Annotated in this window: 15 protein-coding genes; all 15 read right to left on the minus strand. The window is 39.0% G+C overall.

Annotated features, from left to right (window positions below; genetic code table 11):
• Positions 1 to 53 precede the first annotated feature (53 nt).
• Positions 54 to 1,142 (minus strand): BMP family lipoprotein, encoded by a 1,089-nt coding sequence (locus tag BG04_RS05435; protein ID WP_013058816.1) that lies wholly within the window; start codon positions 1,140 to 1,142, stop codon positions 54 to 56.
• A 133-nt stretch (positions 1,143 to 1,275) separates the two neighbouring features.
• The gene (locus BG04_RS05440; protein ID WP_034649258.1) at positions 1,276 to 2,001 is read right to left on the minus strand and encodes a GntR family transcriptional regulator; all 726 of its coding nucleotides are present in this window, start codon (positions 1,999 to 2,001) and stop codon (positions 1,276 to 1,278) included.
• 357 nt (positions 2,002 to 2,358) lie between these two features.
• Positions 2,359 to 4,716 (minus strand): FtsK/SpoIIIE family DNA translocase, encoded by a 2,358-nt coding sequence (locus BG04_RS05445; protein ID WP_034649255.1) that lies wholly within the window; start codon positions 4,714 to 4,716, stop codon positions 2,359 to 2,361.
• 138 nt (positions 4,717 to 4,854) lie between these two features.
• Positions 4,855 to 5,064, minus strand: coding sequence for a YlzJ-like family protein (locus BG04_RS05450; protein ID WP_013058819.1), 210 nt, complete (start codon positions 5,062 to 5,064; stop codon positions 4,855 to 4,857).
• Positions 5,061 to 5,813 (minus strand): ClpP family protease, encoded by a 753-nt coding sequence (locus tag BG04_RS05455; RefSeq protein ID WP_013058820.1) that lies wholly within the window; start codon positions 5,811 to 5,813, stop codon positions 5,061 to 5,063. The genes BG04_RS05450 and BG04_RS05455 overlap by 4 nt, the downstream gene beginning before the upstream one ends.
• 105 nt (positions 5,814 to 5,918) lie before the next feature.
• Entirely contained in the window at positions 5,919 to 7,586 is a 1,668-nt protein-coding gene (locus BG04_RS05460; protein ID WP_016765368.1) for a ribonuclease J, read from the minus strand.
• 194 nt (positions 7,587 to 7,780) lie between these two features.
• Positions 7,781 to 8,653: a 4-hydroxy-tetrahydrodipicolinate synthase gene (dapA, locus tag BG04_RS05465; RefSeq protein ID WP_013084756.1), complete on the minus strand. Its 873-nt coding sequence runs from the start codon at positions 8,651 to 8,653 to the stop codon at positions 7,781 to 7,783.
• Between the two features lie 75 nt (positions 8,654 to 8,728).
• Complete coding sequence (dapG, locus tag BG04_RS05470; RefSeq protein ID WP_034649249.1) at positions 8,729 to 9,961, minus strand: aspartate kinase; 1,233 nt, start codon at positions 9,959 to 9,961, stop codon at positions 8,729 to 8,731.
• Positions 9,962 to 10,000: 39 nt separating this feature from the next.
• Positions 10,001 to 11,044, minus strand: a complete 1,044-nt coding sequence (gene asd / locus BG04_RS05475) for an aspartate-semialdehyde dehydrogenase (protein WP_016765370.1) — start codon at positions 11,042 to 11,044, stop codon at positions 10,001 to 10,003.
• A gap of 191 nt (positions 11,045 to 11,235) precedes the next feature.
• Positions 11,236 to 11,841 (minus strand): dipicolinate synthase subunit B, encoded by a 606-nt coding sequence (locus tag BG04_RS05480; protein ID WP_034649246.1) that lies wholly within the window; start codon positions 11,839 to 11,841, stop codon positions 11,236 to 11,238.
• Entirely contained in the window at positions 11,841 to 12,740 is a 900-nt protein-coding gene (gene dpaA / locus BG04_RS05485) for a dipicolinic acid synthetase subunit A (protein WP_013058826.1), read from the minus strand. Before dpaA ends, BG04_RS05480 begins: the two co-directional genes overlap by 1 nt.
• Positions 12,741 to 12,928: 188 nt before the next feature.
• On the minus strand, positions 12,929 to 13,195 hold the full coding sequence (locus tag BG04_RS05490; RefSeq protein WP_016765372.1) for a YlmC/YmxH family sporulation protein: 267 nt from the start codon (positions 13,193 to 13,195) through the stop codon (positions 12,929 to 12,931).
• A 98-nt stretch (positions 13,196 to 13,293) separates the two neighbouring features.
• Positions 13,294 to 14,538 (minus strand): M16 family metallopeptidase, encoded by a 1,245-nt coding sequence (locus BG04_RS05495; protein WP_034649243.1) that lies wholly within the window; start codon positions 14,536 to 14,538, stop codon positions 13,294 to 13,296.
• A gap of 28 nt (positions 14,539 to 14,566) precedes the next feature.
• Positions 14,567 to 15,547, minus strand: coding sequence for a polysaccharide deacetylase family protein (locus BG04_RS05500; protein WP_016765374.1), 981 nt, complete (start codon positions 15,545 to 15,547; stop codon positions 14,567 to 14,569).
• 142 nt (positions 15,548 to 15,689) lie between these two features.
• Entirely contained in the window at positions 15,690 to 17,816 is a 2,127-nt protein-coding gene (pnp, locus tag BG04_RS05505; RefSeq protein ID WP_013084762.1) for a polyribonucleotide nucleotidyltransferase, read from the minus strand.
• Positions 17,817 to 17,921: the final 105 nt, after the last annotated feature.

Below are 17,921 nucleotides of genomic sequence, written 5' to 3' on the forward strand. Positions count from 1 at the left end.
TAGTTTTCACTAGCCTTTTATACTCATATAATCATTGCTTAACAGACGTCAGCTTATTTTTTAAGCGTTTTTTCAAACTCTTTAAATTCTTTATCCGTTTGAGGCACTGTAATGTCACCGTCTAGAATTTTTTGCTTATACTCATCAACTGCTTTTAGCGCATCTTTGCTTACATTATCTTGTGATGGAGCAATTCCTACTCCGTCTTCTTTTAAGCCAAACACAACTTCTTTACCACCTGGGAATTTGTCGTCCATTGCTTTTTTAGCAACATCTTCTACAGCCAAGTCAACGCGTTTAACCATCGAAGTTAACGTTACGTTTTCAGGCATACCTTCTTCATGCTGATCGCGGTCAACTCCAATTACCCAAACTTTTTTGTCTTTCCCGCCTTTTGAACGGTTTTTAGCTTCTGTAAATACGCCGTTTCCAGTACCGCCAGCCGCTTGATAAATAATATCAGCGCCTTTACTGTAAATCGTAGAAGCAATAGCCGAACCTTTTTCTGGAGAGTTAAAACTTTCTGCGTATTGAGAGATAACTTCAGCATCTGGGTTTACAGATTTAACACCTGCTTTAAATCCGTTTTCAAACTTCTTGATTAATGGAGATTCAACGCCTCCGATAAAGCCGATTTTGTTCGTTTTTGTTTGTTTAGCTGCCACTACCCCTACTAAGAAGGAGCCTTGCTCTTCTTTAAATAGAATGCTTGCCACGTTATCTAAGTTCTCTGACTTTAGCGTATCGTCTACTAATGCAAAGTTAGCATCAGGGTACTGCTTTGCTGCTTTTTTAATATCTTCTTTTAATAAAAAGCCAATTCCATACGTCAAGTTATAGCCACTCTCAGCAAATTTAGAAAGATTGCTCTCGTATTCAGATGCTTTTGTAGACTGCAAATATTTATATCCAGTCCCTTCATCAAGTCCGTTGTCTTTCCCGAACTTTGTCAGACCTTCCCAAGCAGATTGGTTAAACGATTTATCATCTACCCCGCCCGTATCTGTTACCATTCCCACTTTAAAATCTGCCGCTTTTTTATCTCCGCCGCTCTTGCCTGCGTCGTCTGAGCCACACGCGCTTAAAAGTGTTCCTGCCGCTAATACTAGTGATAATGCAAGTCCCGTTTTACGTTTTAACATGTTTTAACCCCCTGAATAGTTTTAAAAGTATAAAGCCAATTTTCTATTTCGTCCTTGTGACCTACATTTGACACCTCCTTAAAAGGACAATGTTAAACAGTTGTAAATTTTCTGACATTTAAACACAAAAAAACTAGACGCGTTTACGCAGTACTTGGAAACTGAATTGATCTGCTTTAAAATAATTGATGGAATATAAAATGGGTTCATCATGCTGGTCATAATGCATTTGTTTCAGTACAAGCAAAGCGGTTTCTGGTTCGCATTGTAAAATAGGAGAAACTTTTTCATGATAGCCTAGAGGCTCAATGTTTGCCACGGCGTATGAAATGTGTTTTCCTGCTTGTTTTTCAAGAATTTCTAGCAATGACTCTTGTCTATATTCAAAATTTTCAGGCAATACTTTTTGAGGAACCTTGTCCATGCAATATACCACCGGCTCTCCGTTTGCCGTTCTCACCCGTTCAACAAATAAAATTTGTTCATCTTCCCCGCAAGCAAAACGTGTTAAATCATTTTCAGACAACTCTTGTATTTGAGAAGATAAGAAGATTGTTCCAGCCTTCATACCGGCTTGTTCAATCATATGTGTTATACTATTTAATTGCTCAATCCCTGACAAAAAAGTAGGCTTCGTGTTGACAAATGTTCCCACGCCGTGTCTGCGAACAATAATATTCTCTTCTTCTAATATGCGAAGTGCCTCACGTAGCGTTGCGCGGCTAACCCCTAGCTGCTTTGATAAATCAAACTCTGAAGGGAGTCTTTCCTTTTCTTTAAAAATTCCTTTTTCTATATTTTGTTTAATTTTATCAATCACTTGTAGATACAAGTGCCGATTATCCGCACGTATAGACATCACTCTTCCTCCATATTAAAAAGTCATCAGACCTCTGATGTTCGACTACTTAATCGAAAATAATATATCATTTTTCGACAGATAAATAAATAGGTTATATTAATTTTTTATTAAAATTTTTATTATTTTTTTAAAAAAATGAATTTTTGTTATTCTTTAATGTCAGCATACCTAACAACCTGCTTTTCTTCTAATATTAGATAAAAACCAAACATTTTAGTCATTAAATTTTTTAACATTCGTTTTTATTTCATTTATTTAGCATGACATATTTTTGTATGATACTATTCTTCCTCTCTTTCGTTTCATAAAAAAGATGACTTGCACATATGCAAGTCATCTTTTTTATGAAAATTATTAAGATCCAACATCCTCATTTTGCTGAGAAATCAGGACGGAACGCGGCTTACTTCCTTCATAAGGTCCCACCACTCCACGCTCTTCCATTGCATCGATCAAGCGTGCAGCCCGGTTATAGCCAATTCGAAAGCGTCGCTGCAGCATAGAAACAGAAGCTGTTTGCATTTCTGCTACAAGCTGTACCGCTTCGTCATATAGCTCATCTGCAAAATCATCAACTTGTTCAGGAGCATCGGTTGGAATCATTTCTTCTTGATACTGCGCTTTTTGCTGTGCAATTACAAAATCAACAATCTCTTCTACTTCTTCATCTGATAAAAAGGCACCTTGCACACGCACAGGTTTTGAAGCTCCAACAGGCATGAACAGCATATCTCCTCTTCCTAGAAGCTTCTCAGCTCCTCCCATATCTAAGATTGTACGAGAGTCAGTTTGTGAAGATACACTAAAAGCAATTCGGGAAGGAATATTTGCTTTAATAACCCCAGTAATAACATCTACTGATGGTCGCTGCGTAGCAATAATCAAATGAATGCCGGCAGCACGAGCCATTTGAGCAAGACGTGTGATCGAATCTTCGACGTCAGACGAAGCAACCATCATCAAGTCAGCCAACTCATCGACAATCACCACAATATAAGGAAGAGTCGGCTGTTTCGCATCGGCGTCTCCATCATCATTCATACGTTTTACTAAATCGTTATATCCTTCAATGTTTCTCGTTCCGCTGTGTGAAAACAGCTCATAACGTCGCTCCATTTCATTTACAACTTTCTTTAAGGCTTGAGAAGCTTTTTTCGGATCAGTTACAACAGGAGCCAATAAATGCGGAATACCATTGTACATATTGAGCTCAACCATTTTAGGGTCAATCATCATTAATTTTACTTCATGAGGCTTTGTCCTCATTAAAATACTAATAATAATACCGTTGATACACACACTTTTTCCGCTTCCTGTTGCCCCTGCTACAAGCATATGAGGCATTTTATTAAGCTCTGCTAGCACAGCTTCGCCTGAAATATCTCTTCCTAAACCAACTAATAGCTTTTTATCAGGTCGGTTATTTTCAGTTGCTTCAAGTACTTCTCTAAGTGAAACCATCGCTACTTCTTCGTTCGGTACTTCAATTCCTACCGCTGATTTCCCGGGAATTGGAGCTTCAATCCGAATATCTTTGGCAGCTAATGCAAGTGCTAGATCATCACTTAAATTGACAATCTTACTTACTTTTACTCCTACATCAGGATATACTTCATATTTTGTAACAGCTGGTCCAAGGTGAACTTTTGCCACTTTTGCTTTTACGCCGAAACTTTGAAACGTTTTTTCAAGTTTTTCGGCATTTTTATAAATGTTTTTATGCTCTTTTGCCTGGTTGCTTTTCTTTGGCATCGTCAATAGCTTGATAGGAGGAAGCTCATACTCTTTATTTTCCGTTTCAGTAAATGTAATCATAGGAGCTTTTTCTTCTTCCTGTTCCTTTTGCGGCCTTGGCTGTTGCGGTGCAGTAGCTACAGGCTTCGATTCCATAACCGGCGGCACCGGAGCTATAGGAGCAGCAGGAGGTTGACTAGACTCTTCCTCTCCGTAGTCAAAGTGTTCAATAATTGGAGGCGAAGGTGCTTCTACTTCTATTTCCATGCTTTCTTCAGGTTCTTGAACAGCTTTTTCTTGGCGTCTCTTTTTTGTTGTTTTAGGGGCTTTTTTCTTTTTATGTTTCCACGTCTGAATATCTTGCCAGCCTTCTTTTAACTCCGTTGTTAAAAAATTCACTAGAGGTGACAGAAGTTTTAATACCGTTTCGTGAAGCGAACGTCCGGTAATAAGCAGTACCCCAATCACAATAAGCAAGGCAGCGATAAGTTCTGTTCCTAAGCTATCAAATAGATAGTAGAACATGGCAAACATAATAGCTCCTATCATCCCTCCGCCTAAATCGCTGTGATTTGATTGACCCGTTGCTTCGAGCATATACAAATCCCATGTGTTCATAATGACAGACGGATCTGTAAACGTTCCGTTTTTTGATAAATTTTCAAATAACGTAACATGACTAAACAGTAAAATAGATAAAATAATGAGATATGTACCGATAAGCTGCCGCGTCACTAAAGGAGGCATTTCCCTTTTCCAAATAATATAAACAGATAGAATAGCCATTCCGATTAAACACAGCATATACCATTCGCCAATAAATAAGCGGACCACTAGTACAAGGGCCTGTCCTACAGCACCAAGTCCTGCCATGGCAATTAACGTTAATGCTAATAAAAATAAGCCAATAAGCTCAAAGCGCAATATACGTTTCCATTCATCCTTTTTTATTTGACCTCTTCGTTTTTTCTTTGCCATTTTTCCACTCCAATCAACGTCCAACACTCTATGTTGATTTTGTTTCTTTTATCAGTTGAATAAAAAAGCAGCCAATACAGCGGCTGCCTTCTTCGTCATATTCATTATACCATATTCACCATAATTATACTGAAATCCTTACGACAAAATTTGACCAGGATAATAATTTTCATTCAAATAATCTTGAGGATTCGTGCTTAAAATCCTCACAATTTGCTGTTGCTTTTGTTCATTTTCTTCAACAATAACCGGAATTCCATTATGGTTAATAAGCTTTGGCTGAGATTGTTCTTGATGATAAGACTGCTGAAAGATCAGTTCTTGCGGCATCATTGTATACAAAATCATTGCAGCAGCTGCTCCTCATTCTGACGTCCTTGCTCAATCAGTTCATTCAATTTTTTGATCGCTTGAGCAACTCCGCCTACTTCGTTAATTAACCCGTATGAAACAGCATCTCCGCCAACTACATTTGTCCCGATATCGCGCGTTAAGTTCCCTTTTGAAAACATAAGTTCTTTAAACTTTTCTTCTGAAATATGAGAATGTTCTCTCACAAAGTTAATCACGCGCTCTTGCATTTTATCTAAGTATTCAAATGTTTGCGGTACACCAATAACAAGACCTGTTAAGCGAATAGGATGAATGGTCATGGTCGCTGTACCGGCAATATACGAATAATCAGTTGAAACCGCAATTGGAACACCGATTGAATGTCCGCCTCCTAACACAATCGACACAGAAGGCTTGGATAACGAAGCGATCATTTCAGCAATTGCAAGCCCCGCTTCTACATCTCCACCTACAGTATTCAAGATAATAAGCAATCCTTCAATTTTTGGATTTTGTTCGATCGCCACAATTTGCGGGATGACATGCTCATATTTTGTCGTTTTGTTTTGAGGAGGCAGCTGCATGTGCCCTTCGATTTGTCCTACAATCGTTAAACAGTGAATATTAGAATCTTGGGGAAGCTGAGCCACGTTGGTCTGTCCTAGTTGTTGAATTTTATCTAATATTCCGCCCTTGCTTTCTTCATTTTTATTAGGCTGCTGAGGCGCTTCATCAGAATGTAATCTTTCGTTATTTTCAAACATATTCTAGCTCCTTTCACTTATTGATAGTAGTAGTATGAACTTCTCATAGTTATTACATCCGCATCAGCTGCAAATAAAAAGCCTTCCCACCGGGAAGGCTTCACATTAGATTTCCATGATAATCGGTAAAATCATCGGTTTACGACGGGTTTTTTCATATAAAAATTGATTTAAACTTTCTCTCATTTTTAATTTTAATGAAGACCACTCGATCACTTTGTCTTCCATACACTTTTCTAAAATTTGCTGAACAATCTTCGTTGCTTCTTCTAAAAGCTTTTCTGATTCTCTTACATAGACGAATCCGCGCGAGATGATTTCAGGCCCCGCTACTACCGTTTTTTGGCGCTTATTAATCGTAACTACTACCGTTAAGATTCCGTCCTGTGACAGCAGCCTGCGGTCTCTCAGAACGATATTTCCAATATCACCGACGCCTAGTCCATCAATGAGCGTATTTCCTGCTTGAATAGAACCGCTAGGGTACATACGAGCATCTTTAAACTCAACTCGCTCACCTTTTTCAAGCAAACAAATATGATCTTCTGATATTCCTAATTGACCGGCCAGCTTTGCATAAGCTTTTTGTTTTCGATACTCTCCATTCACAGGCATGACATATTTGGGCTTTGTTAAGTTAATCATAAATTTTAATTCTTCTTGACTGCCGTGTCCGGAAGCCTGCACTTTCTTCTGAGCAAACACTACGCTTGCTCCTAAACGAAAGATGACGTCAATTGTTTTTGAAAAGGTCGTTTCGTGCCCCGCCACAGGTGTAGCAGCCAGCAGGACCGTATCATCTTGTTTGATTTGAATAAATTTATGGGACTGTTTAGCCATTCGAGTAAGACCTAAAATCGGCTCTCCGTGATGACCTGTTGTTAAAATAACCGTTTCATGTTCTGGAAGATCTTTTAGCTTTTGCACAGGAACAATTAAATCCTCAGGCAGCTGCAAATGTCCAAGTTTTGCTGCAATATCAATGATTTTCAGCATATTTTTTTCCATAACGATCAGGTTACGGCCGTGCTGATATGCGGCATGAATGATTTGCTGAATACGGTGCAGATTGGAACTGTATGCAGCAACAATGATTCGACCTTTGCTTTTATAAAAAGCGTCGGTAATATTTTGTCCAATGACGGCTTCGGAAACTGTATAGCCTGGCTTATCCGCATTTGTGCTGTCTGAAAGCAAACACAGGACGCCTTGTTCCCCAATGGCAGCCATTTTTCCAATATCAGCGCTTTGAATGCTGACTGAATTTTGATCAAATTTAAAATCACCTGTATATACAATCGCACCTTGATTTGTTTGTAAACAAATACCGACTGAATCTTGGATGCTGTGCTGCGTTCTGAAAAATGAAATATCTACTCCTTCAAACGATAAAACCGTTGACGAAGTGATAGGATGTAAAGCTTCATATTTTTTAATTCCATATTCTTTTAACTTTTCTTTGATAAGTGCTAGCGTTAATTCTGTACCATATACAGGCACATCCAATTTTTGAAGTATAAAGGGAATAGCGCCAATTTGTTCTTCGTGTCCATGAGTAACAAATATGCCTTTTACGTTCTGCTGATTTTCTACTAAATATGTAATGTCCGGAATGACAATATCAATTCCTAACATTTCCCCTCCCGGAAACTTCGATCCTGCATCTAACACATATATGTTTTCATTGATTTCCATCACATACATGTTTTTTCCAAGTTCTCCGACTCCACCCAAAGCTGAAATTTTAATATTTTCTGTCTTTTCTAGTACCATAAGCTCCTCCTACTTACTTTCACCCGTACAATTTCATTTGCTTACATTATAACTGAAGTAAGAATTGGAATACAAGAAATTTCATTCGTCTATTTCCGTCATCTGCTCTTCTATTATCTTATAAAAAAAAAACGTCTCTTCATCGACTCGTATATACGGTCAATGAAGAGACGTTTAAAAAACATACTTATAGCTTATAGCGTATTTAATGTGCTGACTAACGTTTGGCGTTCTTCTTCCGTTAACGGAACTAAAGGTAATCGTACCGATCCTACGTCTAATCCTTTTAACTGTAAAGCCGTTTTAACAGGCGTTGGACTTGGAGCTGCAAAAAGAGATTTCATAACAGGCACAATACGCTGATGAATTTTTGCTGCTTCCTTCGGATTTCCTGACTCATACAGCTTAACCATCTCTTGCATTTCATTCCCAATAATGTGAGAGGCAACAGAAATAATACCAGTTCCTCCAATCGCTAGTACCGGTAGTGTTAAACCATCATCACCGCTGTATAAAGCAAAATCATCGCTTGTTTGTGCGATAATAGCTGTCATTGCGTCAAGATCTCCGCTTGCATCTTTTAACGCTACAACATTTGGCAGTTCAGCTAGGCGTACAATTGTATCAACAGACATATTGATCACGGATCGCCCTGGAATATTGTATAACATGACAGGCAGCTCTGTACTTTCAGCAATTGTTTTAAAATGCTGATATAAGCCTTCCTGATTCGGCTTGTTGTAATAAGGTGCTACAATCATAATCGCGTCTACGCCGATTTCTTCTGCCTTTTTCGTTAATTCAATTGATGCATACGTATTGTTGCTTCCTGTACCAGCCACAACAGGTACACGGCCGTCTACTACCTTTACTGAGTGGCGGAACAGCGCCAGCTTTTCTTCTGTTGAAAGCGTAGGAGATTCACCCGTTGTTCCTGCAATAACCAACGCATCCGAACCGTTGCTGATTAAATAATTAATAAGCTGCGTTGTTTTTTCAAAATCAATATTTCCTTTATGATCAAAAGGTGTTACCATCGCTGTTGCGACTTTCCCAAAATCAATCATGTTTTCACTCCTTGAAATTGCATTATCCCTATTCATGTAATGAACCGTTAGCTTATAGCTAACGGAACATGTAGTTTATCTCTTTTGCGGTGCTTTTGACAAGTCAAAGGCACCATGAAGAGCATTAACGGCTTTCTTTAAATCCTCTTCTTTTACAAGCACCCAAATCGTCGTATGGCTGTCAGCAGATTGTAAAATCTGAATACCTTCGCCAGAAAGAGCTGTAACAATTTTAGATGTAACACCAGGCACCCCTGCAATTCCTGCTCCAACCGTTGACACTTTGGCACAGTTGCGAATAACAGCCGGCTCATACCCTAGCGCATGAAGCACATCAATCGCTTTGTCAGTTGCTTCATCTGTTACCGTATATACAACACCCTTCGGTGAAATATTAATAAAATCTACGCTGATTTTTTCTTGTGCCATTGCTTTGAATACTTCTGCTTGCGTATCATAATGGCCTTCTTTACTAAAAACTTTAATTTGAGTGACGTTGGATACGTGCGCGATGCCTGTTACAAGGCGTTCTTGCACATCACTTCCACGCTGCTGTGCTTCACCTTGAGATGTAACGAGCGTACCTGTTGAATCAGCATACGTGGAACGGACGCGCATCGGCACTTTGGCTTGCATGGCAATCTCTACGGCACGTGGGTGAACTACTTTTGCACCTTGATAAGCCATGTTGCATATTTCGTTATATGTGACAACGGATAGCGGTCTTGCATCTTCTACAATACGCGGGTCCGCTGTCATCACACCTTCTACATCTGTGAAAATGTCAATATAATCAGCCATAAGGGCTGCACCTAAAGCTGAAGCAGATGTATCGCTGCCTCCGCGTCCAAGCGTTGTTGTATCACCTTCAGTAGTTGCCCCTTGAAAGCCTGTTACAACCACTACATCGTATTCTTCTAATTCTTTTAACAAACGGTCGCATTTCATTTCTAGTATCTTGGCATTGGTAAAATCATCATTCGTCACAAACCCGGCCTGTGCACCGTTTAACGCTGTAGCTTTAATACCATTTTCGTTTAACAAATTCGTAAACACTACCGATGAAATTAATTCTCCGCATGCCATAAGCATATCAAGCTCACGTTTATTAAGAGACGCTTTATTTCCATCAACAAGTGAAAGCAATGTATCCGTTGCATACGGCTCACCTTTTCGTCCCATTGCCGATACAACAACGACTACTTTGTAACCCTCACTTAATGCATTATTTAAATGATAGATTGCTCTCTCTCTTCCTTCTTCGTTACGAACGGAAGTTCCTCCAAATTTTTGGACGATTATTTTCATACTTACACCTCATCATGTTCCGAGACACTCTGGTTGCGCTTATTTTACTAAGCTAAGCTTAATAAGTGATTCTGCAATTTGTACAGAATTCCAAGCTGCACCTTTTAACAAGTTATCAGAAACGATCCACATATGGAAACCGTTATCGCGATCTAAATCTTTACGAATACGGCCGACAAACACATCTCGTTTACCTACACAATCTGCTGGCATTGGATATACTTGATTTTCTGGATCATCTTGCAATACGATACCAGGTGCATCAGCCAATAAATTTTTCACATCAGCTACCGTTACACCGTCTTTTTCAATTTCAATGTACACTGACTCTGAATGACCTGTTACAACCGGTAGACGAACACAAGTAGCAGCTACTGGCAATTCAGGCATGTTCATAATTTTCTTCGTTTCATTAATCATTTTCATTTCTTCAAATGTAAAACCGTTATCTTGAAATTTATCAATTTGCGGAATGGCATTAAAAGCAATTTGATAATGTTTTTTATCTCCACCAACCGGTAAAATTTCCGGTGTAAACTCTTTTTCTTCTAAAATAGCTTTGGCTTGTTCTTTTAATTCATTAATTGCAGCAGCGCCTGCTCCAGAAACGGCTTGATACGTTGATACTAGCACTTTAGATAAGCCGTATGTTTCGCGTAATGGCTGTAATGCTGCAACCATTTGAATTGTAGAGCAGTTTGGATTAGCAATGATTCCGTTATGTGCGTGTAATGCGTCTTCATTCACTTCCGGCACAACTAACGGGACATTTTCATCCATTCGATAAGCGCTTGTGTTGTCTACAACAATTGCTCCGCGTTTTACTGCCTCTGGTGCAAGTGCTTTTGAAATGCTCCCGCCTGCACTGAATAAAGCAATATCTACGCCTTCAAAGCTATCAGGAGTTGCTTCTTGCACAACAACTTCTTCTCCGTTAAACAACACTTTTTTACCAGCTGAACGAGCTGAAGATAATAACGTTAATTTACCAACTGGAAAATTACGCTCCTGTAGGGTTTTAATCATTTGTTGTCCTACTGCACCTGTTGCTCCTACTACTGCTACATGTAATTCTCTTGTCATTTTAATACCGCCTCCAACAATTTTCAACTACTCAACATTTATCTGCATATACTGACTATTTTAACATATTATTATGCTTCATTGCGTCAAAGAAGAGAAGATTTTTAAAATCTTCTCTTCTTTGAGATTGAGAGTTCTCTTACAGCCGCAGTATTGAATAGATTCATGCACCAGCAAGAGGCATATATGTCCTATGACTCTTGACCGTCGCGGAACCTTTCGACAATAACAGGCTGAATCTGTTTATTTTCAAGCGCTGCGTAGACCGTGTCTGATAACATCGTCATACGCGCTACCATTGAATTCGGCTTAAGCACCGGGTCATCTTGACCAAATGGAATAAAATAAATATTTTTAGTCGCCATTAGCCTCATTAAGTTTACACCATTTAGCCCTAGTGCGTCATTAGTCGAAATTCCCAGTACCACCGGCTTATTATTACGAAGCGTTGCTTTAGCTGCCATGAGTACCGGAGATTCAGTCATTGCATTCGCAAACTTACTCATCGTATTCCCAGTGATTGGGGCAACCACCATACAATCAAGCGGAATTTTTGGTCCTAAAGGCTCCGCTTTTACAATTGTATTGATGACGGCGTGACCTGTTAATTCCTCAATTTTCTTCACCCAGTCTTCTCCATCTCCAAAACGAGTATTCGTGGATTGTACCGTGTAAGAAACAACCGGTAACACTTCTGCTCCCAAGTTAACAAGCTTTTCAATTTCCGGCATAACCGCATCATACGTACAGTGAGATCCGGTCAAGCCGAATCCTATTCTTTTACCTTTTAATGACATTATTTTTTCTCCTCTCTCGCATCCGCAGCGTCTTTTAATAAATTCACTAATACATTAGCGACAATCTGACCTGCTGTTTTTGGAGCCACAATTCCTGGAAGACCAGGTGCTAAAATAGCTTTAATTCCTCGTTTTTCTGCATAGCGGAAATCGGTTCCTCCAGGCTTTGAAGCTAAATCAATAATGAGCGCATGGGTCGGGACATTAGATAATGTCTTAGCCGTTAAGATGGGGTATGGAATGGTGTTAATACATATATCACTATCAGCAATTTCTTTATCGAGTTCAGAAAGATAGAAAGGCTGCAAACCCATTTCAGCAATACGTGCTAAATGTTCAGATTTTCTAGCTCCTACTTTTACATTGGCACCAAGTGCAGCAAAGGACCTCGCCACGCTCATTCCTACTCTTCCTAAACCTAGGACAGAAATATTTGAACCGTGAATGGTAAAATCCGTATGTTGAATAACAAGCATGATGGTACCTTCAACAGTAGGAATAGAGTTATAAATTGCTACATCATCACGCTCAAATAGCTGAACGAGTTTACGGTTTGTCGTTTTGACTAATTCGTTTAAATACCCATTGCTAATACCAGAATAAATAATGCAGTGCTCAGGCGTTTTTTTAAGTATTTCTTCAGTCAGCACTACTTTTTCATTTGAAAAAATAGTATCTACTTGCCCTTCGTGATTTGTTCCAGGCACTGGAAGGATGATGGCGTCAACATCTGAAAAATCCAGCTCCTCTATCTGATATTTCGTCGCACCTGTAAAACCATGATCTAGCTGATCAAAACCAATAAGAGATGTTTTTGCATCTAATTGAATTAATTTTCGAATGACTTCAAGCTGCCTAGCATCACCGCCAATTACAGCTATGTGCAAATCCGTTAACATGTTTCATTTTCACCTTCTTTAACATTAAATAGATGTATCCTTCGCTTAAACCATCGAGATGTAAAGTGCTATCATTACGCCCTAGAATGCCTATTGCTTTTCTTCAACATACTATGTAAACACACAGGAATCGGTGAATCTTTATCCCTGAAAATAAAAGAAACGAGATGCAGGAAGCATCTCGTTTCTTATTTTGTTGACTGATTGTTTATGTCTTCTAGCTGCTGGACATTTACAATCACCATATCTGTACCAATTTTTTCGATATTCCCCCACGGCACTCGCACTTCATCTCCTTGTTTTCGAAACCCAAACCACTTCACAGATGGAATAATAAGCGCATTAATTTGTCCCGTATGTTCATTAATTTCAAGATCTGTTTGCCCTAAAATACCCAAACGCTCTGCTCGCTTAACATCTACAATTTCTTTTCCACTCAGTTCGCTTAATCTCATAGAATCCCTCCTTTCATCTAATTTATTGAACAACCATGCAAAAAATGACAAAAAAATAAGGCTGGCTCAATTATTTTAGCCAACCTTACTTTTACTGTTTAATTTCCTTTAAAACCTTTAGGTAAATCTCCACTCGGGCTTATTAGCGAAAGAGCAAATTCATCTTTGAAAATATCTCGCGCAAGACCATTTACACTATCTTTAGTCACGGCATTAACAAGATCTAAAATCTCATCTAATGAACGGTGATAGCCTAGCATTAACTCATTTTTTCCGTTTCTGCTCATACGGCTATTTGTACTTTCAAGGCTCAGCATTAAGTTTCCTTTCAGCTGCTCTTTGCTGTTAGCAAGTTCTTTATCCGTAATCCCTTTATCTTTCAAATCATAAAGCGTTTCTTGAACCGTATCATATAATACGTCGAGCTGATGGCTTCCCGTTCCCCCATAAATCGTCACAAGACCGCTGTCTCGATAAGAAGAATGATAAGAGAAAACAGAGTAAGCCAAGCCGCGCTGTTCGCGAACTTCTTGGAACAAACGACTGCTCATACTTCCACCAAGCACGTTATTTAATACAATTAAGCTATATACATCTTCTCCGCCGATTGGCAAACCTTTAAAGCCAAGGCAAAGGTGAGCTTGTTCAGTCTCCTTTTTGCGCGCAATATGATTTGTATGGAACTCTGGCTGAACATATTGATGAGCGGAGTGACTTGACGTATATGTACCAAAATAGTTTTCCACCTGCTGAATAAAACTTTCATCAATGTTTCCAGCTACTGAAATAACGATGTTTTCGGGAATATACATTTGCTCCATATACTGACGAAGCGAATCACCGTTAAATGTTTTTAACGTATCTTCCGTTCCTAAAATTGGATAGCCTAATGGATGATTGCCATATACGGCTTTTCCTAATAGATCGTGTACAATATCATCAGGTGTATCTTCATACATTTTAATTTCTTCATATACAACATTTTTTTCACGAGTTAATTCCTCTTCATCAAATGAAGAATTAAAGAACATATCCGCCAGCACATCGAGCGCTTGATCTGCATGTTCATCTAATACTTTTGCATAGTAGCACGTGTATTCTTTAGAAGTGAATGCATTTACTTGTCCGCCAATGCGGTCGAAGCTTTCTGCAATTTCACGAGCAGATCTTGTTTTTGTTCCTTTAAAAAACATATGTTCAAGAAAATGTGATACACCATTAATTTCAGGGTGTTCACTTCGAGAACCCGTTCCGATCCACACCCCAATGGCCACAGATCGAACAGTTGGGATATTTTCCAATACAATTCTTACACCATTTTTGCACGTATATCGTTTTATCAAGCTAGTGCCTCCCTTTTGCTTATCTCACTTACTTCTTAGTAGAAGAAGGTATTTTCATCATTCGTTCTTCATCTAGCATTGTTGACACATCGCTAACTTTGAGGCCTTTGCGTTCAATATCGGTTAACAATTGGTCAAGCGATTCAGCCGTTGATTCAGTCGGGTGCATCAGTACAATAGCTCCTGGGTGAATCTTTTTCATTACTCGATTAATTAACACTTCTGAACTTGGCTTTTGCCAATCGATTGTATCAACCGTCCACATGATGGTACTCATTTTTAACTGAGAAGCAAGCGTTACTACCTCGGGGCGAAAACTGCCGCTCGGCGGAGCAAACCATTTTACTTTTTGTCCCGTAGTAGACGTAATAATATCATTCGTTTTTTTAAGCTGCTGATTGATTTGACTAGCCGATAAAGTGGCCATATCAGGATGAGAATAAGAGTGGTTTCCTACTTCATGCCCTGCGTCTACAATCATTTTTGCCATATCTGGATTATTTTTAACCCATTTTCCTTCTAAAAAAAAGGTTGCTTTAGCATGGTGCTTTTTAAGCACTTCTAACATTTTAGGCAAATACTCGTTCCCCCATGCTACGTTCACTGTAAACGATACCATAGGCTTTTCATCGTGTCCACGGTAGATAGGTTCCTGTGGTAAATCCTTCAAGTGAACCTTTGGTCTAACCTGTTTGTACACTAGTTTTTTTTCATCAAATTTACCCGCAGGTTTCATATTTTTATAAGAAGCAGCAAGATCAACTTTTATGCCGTTATAGCCAGGAACCCGTTTCCAAACGGGATCGATTCGTGCATTCGCTGCCGGCTTTTCATAATCTTTTGCTTTTTCTTCAATCTTTTGATATAACGCATCATGCTGAGCTGATACAAGTTGTACATCGGATTTAAGTGCTTCTATATATGCTTCAGCAAAAGGATTATAAATAGATTTATATGTAATTGCCAGTAAAAATAGAAATGCTGTAAATTGCACAATGGTTCTCTTCACTTATCCTTCCCCCTTTACCATTTAAAATATGTATAAAGAGGACAAGGTAGAACAAACATCTACAAACGATAAAATCGCCCTACACATGGATTTTCTTCATGTATGGACGATTTCACAATATCTATATAGTAGTAAAAGAAGATTATTTTGTTTCTTTTGCTTTTTCTTCTTTTTCTTTTTGTTCTTTTAAAATTGCTTTACGAGATAAGTTAACGCGGCCTTGTTTATCAATTTCCATAACCTTAACTAGAATCTCGTCGCCAATTGATACAACGTCTTCCACTTTTCCAATACGCTCTTCTGCAAGCTCTGAAATGTGAACAAGCCCATCTTTTCCGCTGAAGATTTCTACGAATGCACCGAATTTTTCAATTCGTTTTACTTTTCCTAAGTACATTTGGCCGACTTCAACTTCGCGTACAAGATCTTCAATAATTTTCTTCGCTTTTTCATTCATTGGCTGATCAATAGAAGAAATGAAGATTGTACCATCTTGTTCGATATCAATTTTAACGCCTGTTTCTTCGATGATTTTATTGATTTGCTTACCGCTTGGTCCAATAACATCACGAATTTTATCAGGGTTAATAGCCATGGTAAGGATCTTAGGCGCATATTGAGAAAGCTCTTGACGAGGCGTAGCAATCGTTGACATCATATGATTTAAGATCTGCATACGGCCCTTTTTTGCTTGTTGAAGGGCTTCGTCTAAAATTTCACGAGATAACCCGTCAATTTTAATATCCATTTGAAGCGCAGTTACGCCATTTTCCGTACCTGCTACTTTAAAGTCCATATCTCCTAGATGATCTTCCATTCCTTGAATGTCCGTTAGAATCGAGTAGTGTTCACCTGATTTGATCAGACCCATGGCAATCCCTGCTACAGGTGCTTTAATTGGAACCCCAGCATCCATCATTGCAAGCGTACTTGCACAAATACTCGCTTGTGAAGTAGAACCGTTTGACTCTAATACTTCAGATACAAGACGAATTGTATAAGGGAAATCTTTTTCATTTGGAATAACAGGCTCAAGTGCACGTTCACCTAGCGCACCATGTCCAATTTCACGACGACCCGGTCCGCGCATTGGTCTAGTTTCACCAACACTAAATGAAGGGAAGTTATAGTGATGCATGAAGCGTTTAGATTCTTCTACACTTAAACCATCTAAAATTTGCACATCGCCAAGTGCACCTAATGTACAGATGCTAAGCGCTTGAGTTTGTCCACGCGTAAATAATCCAGATCCGTGTGTACGAGGAAGCAAGTTTGTTTCAGAAGAAAGTGGACGAATTTCGTCAATACTACGGCCATCAGGACGCACTTTTTCTTCTGTGATCAAGCGACGCACTTCACTTTTAACAAGCTTCGATAAAATTTCATTCACTTGATTTAGTACTTCTTCTTCTACATCTTGCTCTTCAAATTTTGCAGCTACTGCGCTTTTCACTTCTTTAATCGCATTTTCGCGCGCATGCTTTTCTTGAACTTGAACGGCACGGTTCATGTCACCTTCTGCAATTTCGCGAACTTGACGCTCAAGGTCAGCATCCACAGTATAAAGCGCAACTTCTACTTTTTCTTTGCCTACTGCTGCTACAATTTCTTCTTGGAACGCAATTAATTTTTTAATTTGCTCGTGTCCAAACATAATTGCTTCCAGCATTACTTCTTCCGGTACTTCATCAGCGCCTGCTTCAACCATGTTGATCGCATCTTTTGTACCAGCAACCGTCAGATGAATATCGCTTTTTTCAAGCTCATCTACCGTTGGGTTTACAACAAATTCATTGTCTACACGGCCTACGATTACGCCTGCAATAGGACCTTCAAATGGAATATCAGATACTGATAATGCTAATGAAGAACCGAACATTGCCGCGATTTCTGAAGAACAGTTTTGATCTACGCTCATTACAACGCTGACAACTTGAACTTCGTTTCGGAAACCATCTGCGAATAAAGGACGAATCGGACGGTCGATTAAACGGCTAGCCAAGATTGCTTTTTCACTTGGTCTGCCTTCACGCTTAATGAATCCACCTGGGATTTTACCGACTGCATATAAACGCTCTTCATAGTTTACTGTTAACGGGAAGAAATCTACATTTTTAGGCTCTTTTGAAGCCGTTGCTGTACTTAATACAACTGTGTCTCCATAGCGGATTAATGCTGCGCCATTTGCTTGTTTTGCCAACTGGCCAACTTCAACTTCTAGCTTTCGTCCAGCTAGATCTACGGAGAACACTCGTTTTTCTTGTTCCATATCGACGAGTACCCCTCTCTACATATAAAATATGTATGTAATCAAATGTGATAGTTTTATTATAAACGAAATATCCAAAAACAATAGCTTTTTTCACATTATGTA

Source organism: Priestia megaterium NBRC 15308 = ATCC 14581 (genome assembly GCF_000832985.1).
Classification (GTDB): domain Bacteria; phylum Bacillota; class Bacilli; order Bacillales; family Bacillaceae_H; genus Priestia; species Priestia megaterium.